The organism is Streptomyces sp. NPDC033966 (assembly GCF_055575955.1).
Genome location: NZ_JBVIRQ010000007.1, coordinates 404397 through 424353, shown reverse-complemented (window position 1 = coordinate 424353; position 19957 = coordinate 404397). Strand labels below are relative to the sequence as shown.

Genomic DNA, 19957 nt, shown 5'->3' with positions numbered 1-19957 from the left:
ACGCCCGGTTACATTCCGAACCCGGAAGCTAAGCCTTTCAGCGCCGATGGTACTGCAGGGGGGACCCTGTGGGAGAGTAGGACGCCGCCGAACAACCCGCCCTTTTAGCTCAGTCGGTAGAGCGTCTCCATGGTAAGGAGAAGGTCAACGGTTCGATTCCGTTAAAGGGCTCTGACTTCACAAAAAAGGCCCCCGCCACCAGGCGGGGGCCTTTTTTGCGTTCACGGGCCGGCTCCGCGCACAGCACGACGTCGCCGGCACGCCGAGCGGTCCTCGGCGTGCCCCTCACCCGGAACCGTGGGGGCCGGGGTCAGGAGCCTTCGCGCTGCTGGGGGACGCGGAAGGCCAGGATGGCCATGTCGTCGGAGGCCGGTTCGGCGGCGAAGCGTTCGACCGCGCGCAGGACGCGGGAGGCGACCGCGCCCGCCGTGAGGCCGGTGCAGGTGGTGAGGACCTCCGCGAGGCCGTCGTCGCCGAGCATCCTGGTGCCCTCACGGCGCTCGGTGACCCCGTCCGTGACGCAGAGCAGGACGTCGCCCGGGTCGAGGGTCATGGTCTGTTCGTAGAGGTCGAGGTCGTCGATCACGCCGAGCAGCGGCTGCGGCTCCGCGGCCGGTGTGACCTGGCCGTCCGGGCGCAGGCGCAGCGGGAGGGGGTGGCCGGCGCAGACGACCTTCATCAGGGCGCCGCCGTCGGGCTGCGGGTGCAGCTCCCCGTAGAGGAGGGTGAGGAAGCGGCTGCGGGCGCCCTCGTCGAGGATCGCCGCGTTCAGCCGCTCCAGCACCGCCGGCCCGCCCAGGCCCTCGCGGGCCAGGAGGCGCAAGGCGTGGCGGGCCAGGCCGGTGACGGCCGCCGCCTCGGGGCCCGTACCGCAGACGTCGCCGATGGCGAAACCGTACGCGCCGTCGCGGATCGGGAAGACGTCGTAGAAGTCGCCTCCCACCTCGTTGCCCTCGCCGGCGGCACGGTAGATGACCTCGACCTCCATGCCGGGGATGGCGGGGGAGCCGGGCGGCAGGAGGCTGCGCTGGAGGGAGCGGCTGATGGCGGTGCGCTCCGAGTAGAGGCGCGCGTTGTCCAGGGCCAGGGCCGCGCGGCGGGAGAGGTCGTCGGCGAGTTCGAGGATCTCCTGGCGGAAGTGCTCCTCGCTGGGCTTGCCGAGGGTCAGCATGCCGATCACCCGGTTGCGGGCCAGGAGGGGCAGGACGACCGTCTCGCCGCCGACCGCGGCGGCCGTCGCCGGCCAGGGGCGGGCACCGGCCTCGCGGACCGGTTCGGGCGGGTCGACGCGGGACAGGAGGGCCTTGAGGCCGTCGATGCGCTCCTCGTCCTCGTGCAGGACGTAGGCGAGGTAGGGGTCCGAGGCCTGGTCGGCGATGGTGTAGACGGCGCACCAGGTGGCGAGCGTCGGGACGGTCATCTGGGCCATGAGGGCCAGGGTCTGGTCCCGGTCGAGGGTGCCGGCGAGCAGGTCGGAGGCCTCGACGAGGAAGGACAGGGAGCCGCGGCGCAGCCGTTCCAGCTCGCCGAGGCGGGCGGACTCGACGGCGAGGGCGATGCGGTCCGCGGCGAACTGGAGGCGCAGGGCCTCCTCGTTCGTGTAGCGGCCGGGGCCCTCGGCGGCGACGCCGAGGGAGCCGGTGAGGCGGCCCTCGACCTTGAGGGGGACGGTGATGACGGAGCGCATGCCGGTGGCTTCCAGGAGCGGTACGGCTCCGGGGACGACGGCGAGGTCTTCGTGGACGGCGGGCAGGCGGGCCGATCCGTAGCGGCTGGTGCCGGCCTCGACGGGGACGCGGGCGAAGCGCTGGCGGGTGGAGGGCAGGCCGGTGGTCGCGCGGACCTCCAGCTCGGTCTCGTCGTCGGTGGCCAGCAGCAGGAAGGCGGCGTCGGCGTCGAGCATGTCGCGGGCCCGCTCGACGGTGCGTTGGAGCAGCCCGTCGAGGTCGTCGGGGGCGGGCGAGCCGATGAAGACCTCGAAGGGGTCGGTGGGGCGGGGATCGCTGTGCTGGCCGTCGGAGGAGGGGACGCGTGCGGGGGTCTGGAGCAGGGCCCGCTCGTCGTCGTGGACGAGGAGGCAGACGATGGAGGGCTCGCCGTGGGCGTCGCGGACCCGCAGGTGGGAGGCATAGACGGGGATGACGCGGCCGTCGGCGCCGCGGATGCCGTAACTGCCCTCCCAGCGGGACAGGCGCAGTGCCTCGGCGACGCCGGTGCCGGTGCCCGGGGTCTGGGGCCAGGCGGCGAGCTCCGCGAGGGGGCGGCCCAGGGCCTTCTCCGCGGGGTGGCCGAAGATGTGCTCGGCGTCGTCGTTCCAGGCGGAGATGGCGTCGGTGGCGTCGATCTGGAGGACGGCGACGCGGACGCGGCTCTCGGCCAGGGGCAGGAACTGGTCCGGTACGACGGGGCCCGCGGAGCGGGTACCGACCGGCCGGTCCGGGAGGTCGAGGCGGAACCACACGTGTTTGTGGGTGGCGGTGTACTCGACGCCCCAGCGGGTGGCGAGGGCGGCGCAGAGCATCAGCCCGCGGCCGCTCTCGCGGTCGGGATCGGCGTACGGGCGCTCGCCGGGGTGCCGCAGGGGCAGCTCGCGCTCGGGGTAGCGGTCGGCGACCTCGACGCGTACGCCGTCCTCGGCGCGCAGGCACAGGACCTCGGCCCGGGTCCCGGCGTGCACCACGGCATTGGTGACGAGCTCGCTGGTCAGCACGACCGCGTCGTCGACGATGTCCGAGAAGCCCCAGCCCTGGAGCGTGTCGCGCACGAACGCGCGGGCGGCGGCGACCGACCGCCCTTGAGGGTCGAAACTGGCAGCCGCCCGTGCCGTGATCACGAGTCTCCTTCGACGCGGTGGGACATCGGATGCCAGGTTACTTACCTTCGCGGTCGCCATGAGGCCGTCGTACGGGATTCCACCCGCGGGGTGCGGCCGGTGTGCGATGGTGCCGAAGTGTTATCGCCGGGTTCGGCCAGGGTGAAACACTGGGCAGGCTTGGAGAGCCGGCTCTTGGACAGCCGGTGTCCGGTGGAACAGAGGTCGACCCTTTCGGGAGGGACACGGTGGAGTCCAGCGCAGCGGTGCGACGTACGGGAACGCGCCCCAAGGGCGGACGGTCCCGGCGGAACGGGACCACGGAGGTCGACACCGCCGCTCTGAACCGTCTGCTCACGGCCCTGGTGTCGATGCGGGACGGGAACTTCCGCAAGCGGCTGACGGTGTCCGGCGAGGGCGTGATGGCGGAGATCGCCGCCGTCTACAACGAGGTCGCCGACCGCAATCTGCACCTGACCGGTGAGCTGTCGCGGGTCCGGCGGATGGTGGGCCGTGAGGGCAAGCTGAGCGAGCGGCTGGAGACGGGGGCCTGCGAGGGCTCCTGGGCGGCCGCGATCGACGCGTCGAACCAGCTGGTGGACGATCTCGCCCGGCCGGTGTCCGAGGTGGGCCGGGTGCTGTCGGCGGTGGCCGAGGGCGACCTGGACCAGCGGATGGACCTGCGGACGCAGGCCCCGGACGGGGTGGGCCATCCGCTGCGCGGGGAGTTCCTGAAGGTCGGGCGCACGGTCAACAACCTGGTCGACCAGTTGTCGGCGTTCACCGACGAGGTGACGCGGGTGGCGTTGGAGGTCGGTACCGAGGGCAAACTGGGCGGTCAGGCCCAGGTGCGTGGAATGTCCGGTTCTTGGAAGGACCTGACCGACTCCGTCAACACGATGGCCTACCGGCTCACCGCTCAGGTGCGTGACATCGCCCTCGTCACGACGGCGGTGGCCAAGGGCGATCTCTCGCGCAAGGTCACGGTGCACGTGGCCGGCGAGATGCTCCAGCTGAAGAACACCGTGAACACGATGGTGGACCAGCTGTCCTCCTTCTCCTCCGAGGTGACGCGCGTCGCCCGCGAGGTGGGTACGGAGGGCGAGCTGGGCGGCCAGGCGAAGGTGCCCGGGGTCGCGGGCGTGTGGAAGGACCTGACCGACTCCGTCAACACGATGGCGGGGAACCTGACGGCGCAGGTGCGCGGGATCGCGCAGGTGACGACGGCCGTCGCGAACGGTGACCTGTCGCAGAAGGTGCGGGTCAGCGCGCGGGGCGAGGTCGCGCAGCTGGCCGAAACGATCAATCAGATGACGGAGACCCTGCGGACCTTCGCGGACGAGGTCACGCGCGTGGCCAGCGAGGTCGGTGCGAAGGGCCTCCTCGGCGGCCAGGCGCAGGTGCCGGGGGCGGCCGGTACGTGGAAGGACCTCACCGACTCGGTGAACACGGTCTTCCGCAACCTCACCACGCAGGTGCGGGACATCGCCCAGGTGACGACCGCCGTGGCCAACGGCGATCTGTCGCAGAAGGTCACGGTGAACGTGGCCGGCGAGATGCTGGAGCTGAAGAACACCGTCAACACGATGGTGGACCAGCTCCAGTCCTTCGGTGCGGAAGTGACGCGTGTGGCCCGTGAGGTCGGCGTCGAGGGTGAGCTCGGCGGCCAGGCGCAGGTGCCGGGGGCGGCCGGTACGTGGAAGGACCTCACCGACTCGGTGAACACCGCCTTCCGGAACCTCACCGGGCAGGTCCGCAACATCGCCCAGGTGACCACGGCGGTGGCCAACGGCGATCTGTCGCAGAAGGTCACGGTGGACGTCTCCGGCGAGATGCTCCAGCTGAAGAACACCGTGAACACGATGGTGGACCAGCTGTCCTCGTTCGCCGACCAGGTCACGCGGATGGCGCGGGACGTGGGTACCGAGGGCCGGCTGGGCGGCCAGGCCCGGGTGGAGGGGGTCTCCGGCACCTGGAAGGAGCTCACCGACTCCGTCAACTTCATGGCGGGGAACCTGACTTCGCAGGTGCGCCAGATCGCCCAGGTGACGACGGCGGTGGCGCGCGGTGACCTGTCGCAGAAGATCGACGTGGACGCCCGGGGCGAGATCCTGGAGCTGAAGAACACCATCAACACGATGGTCGACCAGCTCTCGGCCTTCGCGGAGCAGGTGACCCGGGTGGCCCGGGACGTGGGTACCGAGGGCCGGCTCGGCGGTCAGGCGCAGGTGCCCGGCGTGGCCGGGGTGTGGCGGGACCTGACGGATTCGGTGAACGGCATGGCCGGGAACCTGACTTCGCAGGTGCGCAACATCGCGCAGGTCGCGACGGCGGTGGCGCGCGGTGACCTGTCGCAGAAGATCGACGTGGACGCCCGGGGCGAGATCCTGGAGCTGAAGAACACCCTCAACACGATGGTCGACCAGCTGTCGAACTTCGCGGAACAGGTGACGCGGGTGGCCCGCGAGGTGGGCACCGAGGGCATCCTCGGCGGGCAGGCGGAGGTCAAGGGCGTCTCCGGCACCTGGAAGGACCTGACCCAGTCCGTCAACTTCATGGCGAACAACCTGACGTCGCAGGTGCGCAACATCGCCGAGGTGACCACGGCCGTGGCCATGGGCGACCTCTCCAAGAAGATCACGGTGGACGCCAAGGGCGAGATCCTCGAACTGGTCACCACCGTGAACACGATGGTCGACCAGCTGTCGTCCTTCGCGGAGCAGGTGACGCGGGTGGCGCGCGAGGTGGGTTCCGAGGGCATCCTCGGCGGGCAGGCCCGGGTGCGCGGGGTGACCGGCATCTGGAAGGACCTCACCGACAACGTCAACCTGATGGCCAACAACCTGACCTCGCAGGTGCGCAACATCTCGCAGGTGTCGGCGGCCGTCGCCAACGGCGACCTGACGAAGAAGGTCACGGTCGAGGCGCGCGGCGAGGTCGCGCAGCTCGCCGACACCGTCAACACGATGGTGAAGACCCTGTCGTCGTTCGCGGACGAGGTCACGCGCGTGGCCCGCGAGGTGGGCACGGAGGGCCGCCTGGGCGGTCAGGCGCACGTCCCGGGGGTCTCGGGGACGTGGAAGGACCTCACCGACTCGGTGAACTTCATGGCGTCCAACCTCACCGGCCAGGTGCGGCAGATCGCCATGGTCACGACCGCCATCGCCAAGGGCGACATGACCAAGAAGATCGACATCGACGCCCGCGGGGAGATCCTGGAGCTCAAGACGACCATCAACACGATGGTCGACCAGCTGTCGTCCTTCGCGGACCAGGTGACGCGGGTGGCCCGCGAGGTGGGTACCGAGGGCATCCTCGGCGGCCAGGCCCGGGTGCGGGACGTGGACGGCACCTGGCGGGACCTGACCGAGTCCGTGAACGAGATGGCCGGCAACCTCACCCGGCAGGTCCGTGCCATCGCGGCCGTGGCCACCGCGGTGACCCGCGGCGACCTGAGCCTGAAGGTCGACGTGGACGCGGCGGGCGAGATCCAGGTGCTCCAGGACAACATCAACACGATGATCGTCAACCTGCGGGACACCACCCTGGCCAACAAGGAGCAGGACTGGCTCAAGGGCAACCTCGCCCGGATCTCGGCGCTGATGCAGGGCCGCCGGGACCTGGACGACGTGGCCTCCCTGATCATGAGCGAGCTGACCCCGGTGGTCTCCGCGCAGCACGGGGCCTTCTTCCTCGCCGTCCCGGCCGGCGGGGCCTCCGAGATCGGGGCGGACGGCGGCGCGGAGGGCTCGTTCGAACTGCGGATGCGCGGGAGCTACGCGTACGCGGGCGGTCAGATGCCGATTTCCTTCAGGCCCGGCGAGGGGCTGATCGGCACGGTGGCCGAGGAGAAGCGGACGATCCTCGTCGAGAACACCCCGCCCGGCTACCTGAGGATCTCCTCGGGGCTGGGCGAGGCGCCGCCGGCGCACGTGATCGTGCTGCCGGTGCTGTTCGAGGGGAAGGTGCTCGGCGTCATCGAGCTGGCGTCGTTCACGGGGTTCACGCAGATCCAGAAGGACTTCCTGAGCCAGATCGCCGAGATGATCGGTACGAGCGTCAACACCATCTCCGTGAACTCCAAGACGGAGATGCTGCTCAAGCAGTCGCAGGAGATGACCGAGCAGCTGCGCGAGCGTTCCGACGAGCTGGAGAACCGGCAGAAGGCCCTCCAGGCGGCGAACGCGGAGCTGGAGGAGAAGGCCGAGCTGCTGGCCCAGCAGAACCGGGACATCGAGGTGAAGAACACCGAGATCGAGGAGGCCCGGCAGGTCCTGGAGGAGCGTGCCGAGCAGCTCGCGGTCTCGATGCGGTACAAGAGCGAGTTCCTCGCGAACATGTCGCACGAGCTGCGCACCCCGTTGAACTCGTTGCTGATCCTGGCCAAGCTGCTCGCCGACAACGCGGACGAGAACCTGTCGCCGAAGCAGGTGGAGTTCGCCGAGACCATCCACGGGGCGGGCTCGGACCTGCTCCAGCTGATCAACGACATCCTCGACCTGTCGAAGGTCGAGGCGGGCAAGATGGACGTCTCGCCGACACGTATCGCACTGGTCCAGCTCGTGGACTACGTGGAGGCCACCTTCCGGCCGCTGACCGCGGAGAAGGGGCTGGACTTCTCGGTACGGGTCTCCCCGGAGCTGCCCGCGACCCTGCACACCGACGAGCAGCGGCTGCTGCAGGTGCTGCGCAACCTGCTGTCCAACGCGGTGAAGTTCACCGACAACGGGGCCGTGGAGCTGGTGATCCGGCCCGCCGGGGCCGATGTGCCGACGGCCATCCGGGAACAGCTGCTGGAGGCGGGGTCGCTGCGGGACGCGGACGCCGACCTGATCGCCTTCTCCGTGACCGACACCGGGATCGGGATCGCGGCGAGCAAGATGCTGGTGATCTTCGAGGCGTTCAAGCAGGCCGACGGCACCACCAGCCGCAAGTACGGCGGCACGGGCCTCGGGCTGTCCATCAGCCGGGAGATCGCCCGGCTGCTGGGCGGGGAGATCCACGCGGCCAGTGAGCCCGGCCGGGGGTCGACCTTCACGCTGTACCTGCCGCTGCACCCGAGCGAGCTCCCGCCGCAGGGGTACGCGCCGCCGACGCCCGGCGGGGCGCGCGGGGAGTACCGCAGGGCGGCCGAGGAGGAGCCGGCGGCGGTCCAGCCGCTCCCGGCAGCGCTGCCGGCGCCGCTGGGAGCGGCACCGCCGCGGCAGGCGCCGCCGGCGGCGGAGGCGCCGGGGCAGGGCTCCTCGGCGCTGTTCCGGCACCGGCGCAGGACGGCGGCCGGTCCGCTGCCGCGCGCCGAGGTGCCGGGGCAGCCGGAGGGGGACGCCTGGGACGTGGAGGAGCCGCTGCCGGCGCCGCCGCGCTCGTACGACTTCCACGGCGAGCGGGTGCTGATCGTGGACGACGACGTGCGCAACGTGTTCGCCCTGACGAGCGTGCTGGAGCAGCACGGACTGGCGGTGCTGTACGCGGAGAACGGCCGGGAGGGCATCGAGGTCCTGGAGCAGAACGACGACGTGGCGGTCGTGCTGATGGACATCATGATGCCGGAGATGGACGGGTACGCGACGACCTCGGCGATCCGGCGGATGCCGCAGTTCGCGGGGCTGCCGATCATCGCGCTGACGGCGAAGGCGATGAAGGGGGACCGGGAGAAGGCCATCGACTCGGGGGCTTCCGACTACGTCACCAAGCCGGTCGAGCCCGATTACCTGCTGGCGGTCATGGAACAGCACATGCGCGGAAACTGATCGGAGGACGGGCCGCGGGCGGAGACCGTGAGGGGAACCTTTGGGTCTCCCCTCACGTTTCCGCTTCGGGCACAGTGACATCTTGGTGACAGGGTGTGGCGATCTCGGGACTGGGGCTACGATGACCGGCACAAGGACGGACGGCTCAAGGATGCCGTCCTCTGGGGCGGGGCCCGGCGCGCATGCCGGAGCCAGGAGCCGGGGAGGCCCCATGCCGGGGCGAGGAGGACAGGGCATGGTGCAGAAGGCCAAGATCCTCCTGGTCGACGACCGGCCGGAGAATCTGCTGGCGCTGGAGGCCATCCTCTCCGCGCTCGATCAGACACTGGTCCGGGCGTCGTCGGGGGAGGAAGCGCTCAAAGCGCTGCTTACGGACGATTTCGCGGTCATCCTGCTGGATGTCCAGATGCCGGGCATGGACGGATTCGAAACGGCCGCGCACATCAAGCGGCGCGAACGGACCCGGGACATCCCGATCATCTTCCTCACCGCGATCAACCACGGTCCGCACCACACCTTCCGCGGTTACGCGGCCGGCGCGGTGGACTACATCTCGAAGCCGTTCGACCCGTGGGTGCTGCGCGCCAAGGTCTCGGTGTTCGTCGAGCTCTACACCAAGAACTGCCAGCTGCGGGAGCAGGCGGCCCTGCTGCGCCTCCAGCTGGAGGGCGGCGGTACCAACGGCGACGGCGGCCGGGAGACGGCCGGGCTGCTGGCCGAGCTCTCCGCGCGGCTGGCGGCGGTCGAGGAACAGGCCGAGGCGCTGACCAAGCAGCTCGGCGAGGACTCGGCGGACGCCGGGGTGGTCGCCACGGCCGCCCACCTGGAGCGGAAGCTGACCGGGCTGCGGCGGGCGCTCGACGCGCTGGAACCGGGCGCCAGCGGGGGAGCCGCCATCCTGCCCGCGCAGGGCTGAGACCGCCGGGCCGCCCGCCGCGCGACGGCGGAGCGGCCCGCCGGGCAAACCCGCTGGGCACCCGTCAGTTCTGTCACGGCGTCAAAGCACTTAGGGGCGGGGCGACACGAACGGGTGAAGCGGTGGGCACGCGTGTCCACCGGCGTGCACACAGGTAACCTCGGGCCCATGGCCTCAAGTACGTCCGGCAAGGGTTCCCAGAGCACGGCGGGCACCGCGAAGGGCCGCACCGGCCGTACGACGGCGCCGACCAAGAAGGCGGCCCCGCGTAAGCCCCCCGCGAAGAAGGCCGCCGCGGCCAAGCGCCCCCCGGCGAAGAAGGCCGCCGCGAAGCCGGCGCCGTCGCCGAGCGGGGGAGTGGTGCGGCTGGTCCGCTGGTGCTGGCTCGGTCTCGCGCACGCCGTCGGCGGGCTGTTCCGCGGGATCGGCAGGGGCGCCAGGAACCTGGACCCGGCCCACCGCAAGGACGGCGTGGCGCTGCTGCTGCTCGCCCTCGCGCTGATCGTCGCCGCCGGCACCTGGTCGAACCTGAGCGGGCCCGTAGGGGACCTGGTCACGATGCTGGTCACCGGGGCCTTCGGGCGCCTGGACCTGCTCGTGCCGATCCTGCTGGGCGTCATGGCGGTACGTTTCATCCGCCACCCCGAGCAGACCGACGCCAACGGGCGCATCGGGATCGGCCTGTCCGCCCTCGTCATCGGCGTCCTCGGGCTGGTGCACATCGCCTGCGGGGCGCCCGGCCGGGACGAGGGCACCACCGCCATGCAGAACGCGGGCGGGCTGATCGGCTGGGGGGCCTCCAAGCCGCTGATCTTCACCATGGGGGCGCCGCTGGCCGTGCCCATGCTGGTGCTGCTGACGGTCTTCGGGCTGCTGGTGGTCACCGCCACCCCGGTCGCGGCGATCCCGCAGCGGCTGCGCCGCGCCGGGATCCGGCTCGGGGTGATCCAGCCCAACGAGTACGACGAGGGGTACGGGGAGCCGCACGAGGGCTCCGGGCGGCCCGGCCGGCACGACGCGGAGCAGTGGCAGGCCCACACCGGCGGCGCGGGCGGTGAGGTGGACGAGGCCGAGGAAGCGGCCCTGGCACGGCGGCGCCGGCCCCGGCGGAGCGCCGTGCGGCCCGGCGGGCGCGAGCCGGACGCCGTCGACGTCGCGGCGGCGGCAGCGGCCGCGCTGGACGGGGTGGTCCACGGGGGGCTGCCGCCGAACCCGCTGGTCGCCGATCTCACCCAGGGGATCTCCGTGCGGGGGGAGGGTGCGGAGGTCACCGCTCCGGTGCCGCCCGCCCGGGAGGGGCGGCCCGTCCCCGCCCAGGCTCCGGCTCCGGCTCCGGCCCAGGCCCCGGCCCCGGCTGCGGCCGACGGCTCCGGCGCGCCGCACGAGCGGACCGCGGCGGTCTCCGGGACGCTGTCGGTGCCGGACCTGACGAAGACCCCGCCGGAGGCCCAGCCGCTGCCGCCGCGGGCCGAACAGCTCCAGCTGCGCGGGGACATCACGTACGCACTGCCCTCGCTGGAGCTGCTGGAGAAGGGCGGGCCCGGCAAGACCCGCAGCGCCGCGAACGACACGGTGGTGGCGGCGCTGACGAACGTGTTCACCGAGTTCAAGGTGGACGCGCAGGTCACCGGCTTCACCCGCGGCCCCACGGTCACCCGGTACGAGGTGACGCTCGGCGCCGCGGTGAAGGTCGAGCGGATCACCGCGCTGGCGAAGAACATCGCCTACGCCGTGGCCTCGCCGGACGTGCGGATCATCAGCCCGATCCCGGGCAAGTCGGCCGTCGGCATCGAGATCCCGAACACCGACCGCGAGATGGTCAACCTGGGCGACGTGCTGCGCCTCGCGGACGCCGCCGAGGACGACCACCCGATGCTGGTCGCGCTCGGCAAGGACGTCGAGGGCGGCTACGTCATGGCCAACCTCGCCAAGATGCCGCACGTGCTCGTCGCGGGCGCCACCGGCTCCGGCAAGTCCTCCTGCATCAACTGCCTGATCACCTCGATCATGGTGCGGGCCACCCCGGAGGACGTCCGGATGGTCCTGGTCGACCCCAAGCGGGTCGAGCTGACCGCCTACGAGGGCATCCCGCACCTGATCACCCCGATCATCACCAACCCCAAGCGGGCCGCCGAGGCCCTCCAGTGGGTCGTGCGCGAGATGGACCTGCGCTACGACGACCTGGCCGCCTTCGGCTACCGGCACATCGACGACTTCAACCAGGCGATCCGGGACGGCAAGATCAAGCTGCCGCCGGGCAGCGAACGCGAGCTCAGCCCGTACCCGTACCTGCTGGTGATCGTCGACGAGCTCGCGGACCTGATGATGGTGGCCCCGCGCGACGTCGAGGACTCGATCGTCCGCATCACCCAGCTGGCCCGCGCGGCCGGCATCCACCTGGTGCTCGCCACCCAGCGGCCCTCGGTGGACGTGGTGACCGGCCTGATCAAGGCGAACGTGCCCTCGCGGCTGGCGTTCGCGACCTCCTCCCTGGCCGACAGCCGGGTCATCCTGGACCAGCCGGGCGCGGAGAAGCTGATCGGCAAGGGTGACGGACTGTTCCTGCCGATGGGTGCGAACAAGCCGGTCCGCCTCCAGGGCGCCTTCGTCACCGAGGACGAGATCGCCGGGATCGTCCAGCACTGCAAGGACCAGATGGCGCCCGTCTTCCGGGACGACGTCACGGTCGGGCAGAAGCAGAAGAAGGAGATCGACGAGGAGATCGGCGACGACCTGGACCTGCTGTGCCAGGCGGCGGAGCTGGTGGTCTCCACCCAGTTCGGCTCCACCTCGATGCTCCAGCGCAAGCTGCGGGTCGGCTTCGCCAAGGCGGGGCGGCTCATGGACCTGATGGAGTCCCGCGGGGTCGTCGGGCCGAGCGAGGGCTCCAAGGCGCGCGACGTGCTGGTCAAGCCCGACGAGCTCGACGGGGTGCTCGCCGTGATCCGCGGCGAGGAGGTCCCGTAGGTCTCCAGGAGCCCCCGGGGACACCCGGATCCCGGCGGAAGCGGAATCCCCCGGAGCCCCGGGCGGCCCGCTAGAACGGGGGTCCGGCCACCTCACCCGACCGAATGGGATCGTGGCCGGATCGTCACCGGTTCCGGCGGCAACCGTTTCCCCCGGGCGTGCGTCAAGTTGAGGGAGGCACCGGCGGCCGTTCCCGTCGCCATTCGGATGGCGTAGGAAGCGGACCCTCCGGTTGCCCCACCCTTTCGTCACCCCCCTAGACTGGACATCCAGCAGGTGGCTACACGCTCGAAAGGCGCCCTTGTGTCCATCGGCAACTCCAACTCCCCCGAAGAAGAGCGGCCTTCGACCGACGTCCGGTCCGAGGACCGGTCCGAGGACCGCATCGTCGAGCGCTCCGTCGAAGAGCCGTCCATCGGGACGGCCCTGAAGAAGGCCCGGATCGCCGCCGGGCTCACCGTCGACGAGGTCAGTTCCACCACCCGCGTGCGCATCCCGATCGTGCACGCGATCGAAGAGGACGACTTCACGCGGTGCGGCGGCGACGTGTACGCCCGCGGCCACATCCGTACGCTCGCCCGCGCCGTCCACCTCGACCCGGCACCCCTGGTCGAGCGCTACGACGCGGCCCACGGCGGCCGGCCGGCGCCCACCCCCGCCGCCCCGATGTTCGAGGCCGAGCGGATCCGCCCCGAGCGGCAGCGGCCCAACTGGACCGCCGCCATGGTCGCCGCCATCGTCGCGGTGATCGGTTTCGTCGGCTTCACCGCCTTCGGCGGCGGCGACGAGCAGTCCAAGCGGCCGGTGGCTCAAGGTTCCGTCTCCCCGAAGCCCGCGCCCAAGCAGGCCGCGGGCAAGCAGCCCGCCACCCCGACCCCGCCGGCTCCCAAGCCCGAGCCCTCGGACAGCGCCATCGCCGCCGCCCCCAAGGACCTCGTCACCGTCGTCCTGACGGCCGACGCCGGGGAGAGCTGGATCTCCGCGAAGGACCACAGCGGCCGGCTCCTCTTCGACGGCACCCTCGCGCAGGGCGAGTCGAAGACCTTCACGGACAAGGAGTCCGTGGACCTCGTCCTCGGCGACGCCGGGGCCGTCAAGCTGTTCGTGAACGGCAAGGAGATCAAGGAGAGGTTCGAGTCGGGACAGGTCGAACGTCTCACCTACACCAAGGACGACCCGCGCCAGGGCCAGGCCCAGGCGGGCTGACCAGCACGGAATAAGAAATTCCAGATCCCCGGGATCCCGCGCGGCGGCCGCCGCCGGCCCCGGGGATCTTGTCATGGGGGGACTTGGGGCGGGGGTGGGCGCCGGGACGAAGTAGTCTTGAGTCCATGCCCGAACGCCGTACCGTCGCCCTTGTCACTCTTGGCTGCGCCCGTAACGAGGTGGACTCGGAGGAGCTCGCAGGCCGCTTGGCGGCGGATGGCTGGGAGCTCGTCGAGGACGCCGCCGACGCGGACGTAGCCGTCGTCAACACCTGTGGCTTCGTCGAAGCCGCCAAGAAGGACTCCGTAGACGCCCTGCTGGAAGCCAACGATCTCAAGGATCACGGCAAGACCCAGGCCGTCGTCGCCGTCGGCTGTATGGCCGAGCGCTACGGCAAGGAACTCGCCGAAGCGCTCCCCGAGGCCGACGGAGTCCTCGGTTTCGACGACTACGCCGACATCTCCAACCGCCTCCAGACCATCCTCAGCGGTGGCAGCGTCGAGGCGCACACCCCGCGCGACCGGCGCAAGCTGCTGCCGATCAGCCCGGCCGAGCGGCAGGGCGCCGACGTGGCACTGCCCGGCCACGCCCAGGCCGCCGAGGAGCCCGCCCCGGCCCCCGCCGACCTGCCGGACGGGCTCGCGCCCGCCTCCGGGCCGCGCGCGCCGCTGCGCCGCCGCCTGGACAAGAGCCCGGTCGCCTCCGTGAAGCTCGCCTCCGGCTGTGACCGGCGCTGCTCCTTCTGCGCCATCCCGTCCTTCCGCGGCTCCTTCATCTCCCGCCGCCCCAGCGACGTGCTGGGTGAGACGCGCTGGCTCGCCGAGCAGGGCGTCAAGGAGGTCATGCTGGTCTCCGAGAACAACACCTCGTACGGCAAGGACCTGGGCGACATCCGCCTGCTGGAGACCCTGCTGCCCGAGCTGGCCGCCGTCGACGGCATCGAGCGCGTCCGCGTCAGCTACCTGCAGCCCGCCGAGATGCGGCCCGGCCTGATCGACGTACTCACCTCGACCCCCAAGGTCGTGCCGTACTTCGACCTGTCCTTCCAGCACTCGGCCCCCGACGTGCTGCGCGCCATGCGCCGCTTCGGCGACACCGACCGCTTCCTGGAGCTGCTGGACACCATCCGCTCCAAGGCCCCGCAGGCCGGCGTCCGGTCCAACTTCATCGTCGGCTTCCCCGGTGAGAAGGAGTCGGACTTCGCCGAGCTGGAGCGTTTCCTCACGCACGCCCGCCTCGACGCCATCGGCGTCTTCGGCTACTCCGACGAGGACGGCACCGAGGCCGCCGGCTACGAGGGCAAGCTGGACGAGGACACCATCGCCGAGCGGCTCGCGCACATGCAGCGGCTCGCCGAGGAGCTGACCTCGCAGCGCGCGGAGGAGCGGATCGGCGAGACCCTGGAGGTGCTCGTCGAGACGGTCGTCCCGCTCGACGAGGCGGAGGAGGGCGAGGGCGCCTACGGGCGTGCCGCCCACCAGGCCCCCGAGACCGACGGCCAGGTCGTCTTCACCGACGGCGCGGGCCTGGTGCCCGGGCGCATCGTCACCGCCAAGGTGGTCGGAACCCTGGGCGTCGACCTCGTCGCCGAGCCCCTGGGCGTGGAACTCGAGGAGGCGGCCGGATGACCGGAGTCCCGGCATCGGCGGCGGGCGGGACAGGCCGCCGGCCCACGCCCGGCGCGAAGCTCGGGACTGCGGCCGTCAACCAGGCCAGCCTCTGGAACATCGCCAACATCCTGACGATGATCCGGCTCGTCCTCGTGCCGGGATTCGTCCTGCTGCTGCTCGCCGACGGGGGCTACGACCCCGTCTGGCGGGCACTGGCCTGGGCGGCCTTCGCCGTTGCCATGATCACGGACGTGTTCGACGGGCACCTGGCCAGGACGTACAACCTGGTCACCGACTTCGGGAAGATCGCCGACCCCATCGCCGACAAGGCGATCATGGGGTCGGCGCTCGTGTGTCTCTCCTGGCTCGGAGACCTGCCCTGGTGGGTGACCGGGGTGATCCTGGGGCGCGAGCTCGGCATCACGCTGATGCGGTTCTGGGTGATCCGGTACGGGGTGATCCCGGCCAGCCGGGGCGGCAAGCTGAAGACCCTGGCCCAGGGCACGGCGGTGGGCATGTACGTGCTCGCGCTGACCGGGCCGCTGGCGACCATGCGGTTCTGGGTGATGGCCGTCGCCGTCGTGCTGACCGTCGTCACCGGTTTGGACTACATCCGGCAGGCCGTGGTGCTGCGCCGGGCCGGTCTGGCGGAGGAGCGGGCCGCGAAGTGACATACGGGGCGGGGGATGTGCCGGAGGCCGCGGAAGCGGCGGAAGGTGCCGCGGGGGCGGCAGTGGTGGCCGAAGACGTGTTGCGGCTGCTCGCGGAGAGTGACCAGACGCTTGCGGTCGCGGAGTCGCTGACCGGCGGAATGGTGGCCTCCGAGCTGACGGCCGTACCGGGGGCCTCGCGCGCCTTCCGCGGCTCGGTCACCGCGTACGCCACTGAACTCAAGCACCGCGTCCTCGGAGTGGACGCGGAGCTGCTCGCGGCCGAAGGCGCGGTGAACGCGCAGGTCGCGGAGGAGATGGCCGCCGGCGTGCGGCAGGTGCTGGGCGCCACGTGGGGGATCGCGACGACCGGGGTGGCCGGGCCCGACCCCCAGGACGGGCAGCCGGTGGGCACGGTTTTCATCGCCGTGGCGGGTCCGGGGGGCAGGAAAACGGCCCGGCTGCGGTTGAACGGCTCCCGCGCGGAAATCCGTAGGGAGAGTGTACGGACAGTGCTCGAACTCCTCTCGAGCGAACTCCGCGAGAATCTGCGGGGGCAGGATACGGAACAGAACGGGGGGATTTGATGTTTGCAGCCCTGAGTGAACACGACATCGCTCCCCGCACGGCCGCGGCGCGAGGCGGTACGGTGGGGCGTGAAGGTTACGGCTACACGGTCAGAGGAGGGAGCCACCGATGATTCTGCTCCGTCGCCTGCTGGGTGACGTGCTGCGTCGGCAGCGCCAGCGCCAGGGCCGTACTCTGCGCGAAGTCTCCTCGTCCGCCCGAGTTTCGCTCGGCTATCTCTCCGAGGTGGAGCGGGGGCAGAAGGAGGCATCCTCCGAGCTGCTCTCCGCGATCTGCGACGCGCTGGACGTACGGATGTCCGAGCTGATGCGCGAAGTCAGTGACGAGCTGTCGCTGGCAGAGCTTGCGCAGTCGGCCGCCGCAAGCGAACCGGTGCCGGCACCGGTGCGCCCGATGCTCAATTCGGTCTCCGTGGCCTCGGTCACGGGCGGACCCGAGCGGGTGACCATCAAGGCACCCGTGGAAGCGGTGAACGTCGTAGCCGCTTGAGCGTGCCGTTGGGTATGTGAGCGTGGCGGGAGCCCCGGGTGGTGCGTGAGCACCGGCCGGGGCTCCTCGCCGTTCCGGGGGCCCCGCGCGGCCGCTGCCCGGCGTTCTGGGTGCGGGGGTGCGGGGGTGCGGAGGGTGCGGGAGGATGGGCCCGTCCGGGAACCGGCCCTCCCCCGACTCCGTCCGGGGGGACCCCCAGGGAGGTCGCCGTGCGGCGGTTACTGCGCATACCTGTGACGGTGCCCTTCGCACTGGCCGTGGGCGTGCTGTGGTGGTGGGCCGTGCTCCGGCTGGCGCTGGCGCCGGCCGAGGCGGGCCCGGTGGAGGGCGCGATGGCGGTCGGCGGCTGGGGTCTGGGGCTGCTGCCCGTGCACTGCGTGCCGGGGCCCGTGCGCGGGGCCGGCGGGCGGTCCGCGGCAGGGGCTACCAGGGCATCGACACTCCGCCGTTCGGGCGCAGGATCTGGCCCGTCATGAAGGACGAGGCGTCCGAGGCCAGGTAAAGGACGGCCTGGGCGATGTCCTCGGGTTCGCCGACCCGGCCCAGCGGGGACATGCGGACCATGGCGGCCTCCGCCTGCTGCTGGACCTCGGGGCCGTGGCGGCCGGTCATGGGGGTGCGGATCCATCCGGGGGCGACGGCGTTGACGCGGATCCCGTGCGGGCCGCTCTCGGTGGCCAGGGTCCTGGTCAGCTGGACCACGGCGGCCTTGGAGGCGCTGTAGCAGAGCAGGCCGGGCTGGGCGGCGTCCACGGCGCCGGAGGCCATGGTGACGACCGAGCCGGGGCGGCCGGCGGAGATCATCGCGCGGACGGCCTCCTGGCAGGTGCGCAGCACGCCCTTGAAGTTGATGTCGAGTACCCGGTCGAGGTCCTCGTCGGTGGTGTCCAGGACGCTGCTGGTGTGCATGACCCCCGCGATGGCGGCCGCGATGTCGAGCGGTCCCGCGGCGGTGACGGCGGCCCGCAGGGCGGTCCGGTCGGTGACGTCGAGGGGGTGGGCGGTGGCGGAGCCGCCGTCCTTGGAGATCAGGGCGGCGGTCTCGGTGAGGCCCCGTTCGTCGCGGTCCGCGCAGTGGACGGCGGCTCCGGCCCGGGCGAGGAGGAGGGCGGTGGCGCGGCCTATGCCGGCGGCGGCTCCGGTGACGAGCGCGGTGCGGCCGGTGAGGTCGTACGAGGCGATCGGTGTGGGCATGCCAGGACCGTACGAGCGGATCTGACGGGCCGTCAACTGCTGGGGTGCTCCGGGATCGGGCCGGACTGGCAGCGGGGGCACCAGTACGTGGGCCGGCCGTCCTGCGGGGCCTCGCGGACGGGGGTGCCGCAGCGCAGGCAGGGGCGGTGGGCGCGGCCGTAGACGAAGAGCTCCCGGCCCGGGCGGCGGCTGCCCGTGGTGTTGCGGGCGCCGCCGTGGCCGGCGTTCGCCGCCAGCAGGCGCTGGGCGGCGGCAGCGACGCGGGGGAGGGTGGTGGCGGGGTCGGGGAGGGCACCGACCGGGGTCCAGGGCGTGACCTGGGCGAGGAAGCAGAGCTCGCACTTGTAGATGTTGCCGATGCCCGCCAGGTTGCGCTGGTCGAGCAGGGCCTCGCCCAGGGGGCGGCCGGGGTCGGCCAGGAGGTTGGCGGCGGCCCGGGCCTCGTCCCAGTCGGGGCCGAGGAGGTCGGGGCCCAGGTGGCCCACGGCCCGGGACTCGTCCGCGGTGCGCAGCAGTTCCAGTACGGGGAGCCGGTAGCCGACGGCGGTGGCGCCGGCGGTGGACAGGACGGCCCGGATCTCGTGGGAGGGTCCGCCGCGCCACTTCTCGCCGGGGCCGAAGAGCCTCCAGGCGCCGTCCATGCCGAGGTGGCTGTGGAGGGTGAGGCCGCCTTCGAGGCGGGCGAGGAGGTGCTTGCCGCGCGGGGTGACGTCGAGGACGGTGCGGCCGCTGAGGTCGGCGGTGGCGAAGCGGGGCACGCGCAGGTCGGCGTGGGTGAGGGGGCTGCCCGCGAGGGCGGCGTGCAGCCGGGCCGCCGCGCGGTGGACGCTGTCTCCTTCGGGCATGGGGCCATTGTCGGGCCTGGGAGGCGTCCGCGGAGCGGCGCCGTCCGCCCGGTCGGCGGGGCGGGCCGGGCTCCGCGTACGCCCCCGGGACGCACGGAACCCCCTGGGCGGGGTGGCCGCCGCAGGGGGTTCGCGGATCAGGAGGGGCGAGGGCCGGGTGGGCCGCCCGTCACTTCCAGGTGAGGCCCTTCTGCGGCGGGGAGGCCAGGTTGTTGTACGGGTCGCCCCAGTACAGGGCGCCGGAGACCTTGGTCCCGGTCGGGGCCAGGGCCACGGCGCAGGAGTTCTGCGACTGGCCGTTGGTGAAGCCCTTCGGCAGCGACTCGTTCGGGCACTTGTCGAACTTGCCGGCGATCAGGAGGACGTCGGACTCGCTGCCGCCGTCGAGCAGGCCCTTCATGTGGCCGACGGAGGAGAAGGACAGGTCCGTGTTGCCGGTGTTCTTGACCGTGTAGCGGATGTAGAAGGGGGTCTTGCCCTTCACCTTGTCGGCGGCGATGTTCACCGAGGCCAGGTCGGCCGGGTTGCCCGCGTCGATGCCGGTGACCGTGATGGCGAGCTGTCCGCCCTTGTTGCTGCCGTAGCTGAACGGGACCGTGGCCGCCTCGCCGATCTTGAACGACTGGCCGGACTTGGCCACGGCGCCGCCGGCGGCACCGCCCGGGGCCGCGGAGGCGCCCGCCGAGCCGTCGTAGCCGCTCGCGGAGGAACTGGGCGCGGCCGGGGCGACCGGCTGGGCCGAGGCGCCGGCCGAGGCGCCGGCGGACGGCGCGGCCGGAGCCGCCGGGGTCTCCTCGATGCCGTCCTTGCAGCCGGTCAGGACGAGGGTGCCGGCGACGGCGAGGCCGGCCGTGGCGAGGGTGGTCCTGCGCATGCTGTTGGTGCTCACTGTTCTTGTCCCCCATGACGGGGCACCGCCGATCGCGGTGC

General features: G+C 71.9%; 12 protein-coding genes, 1 tRNA gene and 1 rRNA gene. 10 read left to right on the top strand and 4 right to left on the bottom strand.

The genetic code is table 11. From position 1 onward, the window contains the following. Both rrf and ACZ518_RS22575 read left to right on the top strand, forming a co-directional pair. Positions 1-93 (top strand): 5S ribosomal RNA (gene rrf, locus ACZ518_RS22580); the annotation flags it as partial. Positions 94-98: 5 nt separating this feature from the next. Further along, a tRNA-Thr gene (locus ACZ518_RS22575) sits at positions 99-171 on the top strand. Positions 172-310: 139 nt separating this feature from the next. On the opposite strand, the gene ACZ518_RS22570 is transcribed toward ACZ518_RS22575, so the two are convergent. Continuing rightward, positions 311-2893, bottom strand: a complete 2583-nt coding sequence (locus ACZ518_RS22570; protein WP_469114784.1) for a SpoIIE family protein phosphatase — start codon at positions 2891-2893, stop codon at positions 311-313. A gap of 167 nt (positions 2894-3060) precedes the next feature. Here ACZ518_RS22570 and ACZ518_RS22565 point away from each other — a divergent pair, with 167 nt between their 5' ends. From ACZ518_RS22565 to ACZ518_RS22530, 8 genes are all read left to right on the top strand, one after another. Further along, positions 3061-8562, top strand: a complete 5502-nt coding sequence (locus tag ACZ518_RS22565; protein WP_469114783.1) for a HAMP domain-containing protein — start codon at positions 3061-3063, stop codon at positions 8560-8562. Positions 8563-8797: 235 nt separating this feature from the next. Further along, positions 8798-9478 carry a response regulator gene (locus ACZ518_RS22560; protein ID WP_469114782.1) on the top strand — a complete coding sequence of 227 codons (681 nt, stop codon included), beginning with the start codon at positions 8798-8800 and terminating at the stop codon, positions 9476-9478. A 168-nt stretch (positions 9479-9646) separates the two neighbouring features. Continuing rightward, the gene (locus ACZ518_RS22555) at positions 9647-12445 is read left to right on the top strand and encodes an FtsK/SpoIIIE family DNA translocase (RefSeq protein WP_469114781.1); all 2799 of its coding nucleotides are present in this window, start codon (positions 9647-9649) and stop codon (positions 12443-12445) included. 303 nt (positions 12446-12748) lie between these two features. Beyond that, complete coding sequence (locus tag ACZ518_RS22550; protein ID WP_469114780.1) at positions 12749-13651, top strand: helix-turn-helix domain-containing protein; 903 nt, start codon at positions 12749-12751, stop codon at positions 13649-13651. 125 nt (positions 13652-13776) lie between these two features. Continuing rightward, positions 13777-15279, top strand: coding sequence for a 30S ribosomal protein S12 methylthiotransferase RimO (rimO, locus tag ACZ518_RS22545; RefSeq protein WP_469114779.1), 1503 nt, complete (start codon positions 13777-13779; stop codon positions 15277-15279). Then, positions 15276-15932 (top strand): CDP-diacylglycerol--glycerol-3-phosphate 3-phosphatidyltransferase, encoded by a 657-nt coding sequence (gene pgsA / locus ACZ518_RS22540; protein ID WP_469114778.1) that lies wholly within the window; start codon positions 15276-15278, stop codon positions 15930-15932. The genes rimO and pgsA overlap by 4 nt, the downstream gene beginning before the upstream one ends. A gap of 17 nt (positions 15933-15949) precedes the next feature. Further along, positions 15950-16498 carry a CinA family protein gene (locus ACZ518_RS22535; RefSeq protein ID WP_469114797.1) on the top strand — a complete coding sequence of 183 codons (549 nt, stop codon included), beginning with the start codon at positions 15950-15952 and terminating at the stop codon, positions 16496-16498. A gap of 109 nt (positions 16499-16607) precedes the next feature. Beyond that, positions 16608-16988 (top strand): helix-turn-helix domain-containing protein, encoded by a 381-nt coding sequence (locus tag ACZ518_RS22530; RefSeq protein WP_007266936.1) that lies wholly within the window; start codon positions 16608-16610, stop codon positions 16986-16988. 423 nt (positions 16989-17411) lie between these two features. On the opposite strand, the gene ACZ518_RS22525 is transcribed toward ACZ518_RS22530, so the two are convergent. The 3 genes from ACZ518_RS22525 to ACZ518_RS22515 form a co-directional block, all read right to left on the bottom strand. After that, a complete protein-coding gene (locus tag ACZ518_RS22525; protein WP_469114777.1) occupies positions 17412-18182 on the bottom strand; it encodes an SDR family NAD(P)-dependent oxidoreductase in 771 nt (256 codons plus the stop codon). A 32-nt stretch (positions 18183-18214) separates the two neighbouring features. Further along, positions 18215-19027 carry an Fpg/Nei family DNA glycosylase gene (locus ACZ518_RS22520; protein ID WP_469114776.1) on the bottom strand — a complete coding sequence of 271 codons (813 nt, stop codon included), beginning with the start codon at positions 19025-19027 and terminating at the stop codon, positions 18215-18217. A gap of 169 nt (positions 19028-19196) precedes the next feature. Then, a complete protein-coding gene (locus ACZ518_RS22515) occupies positions 19197-19916 on the bottom strand; it encodes a hypothetical protein (protein ID WP_469114775.1) in 720 nt (239 codons plus the stop codon). Positions 19917-19957: the final 41 nt, after the last annotated feature.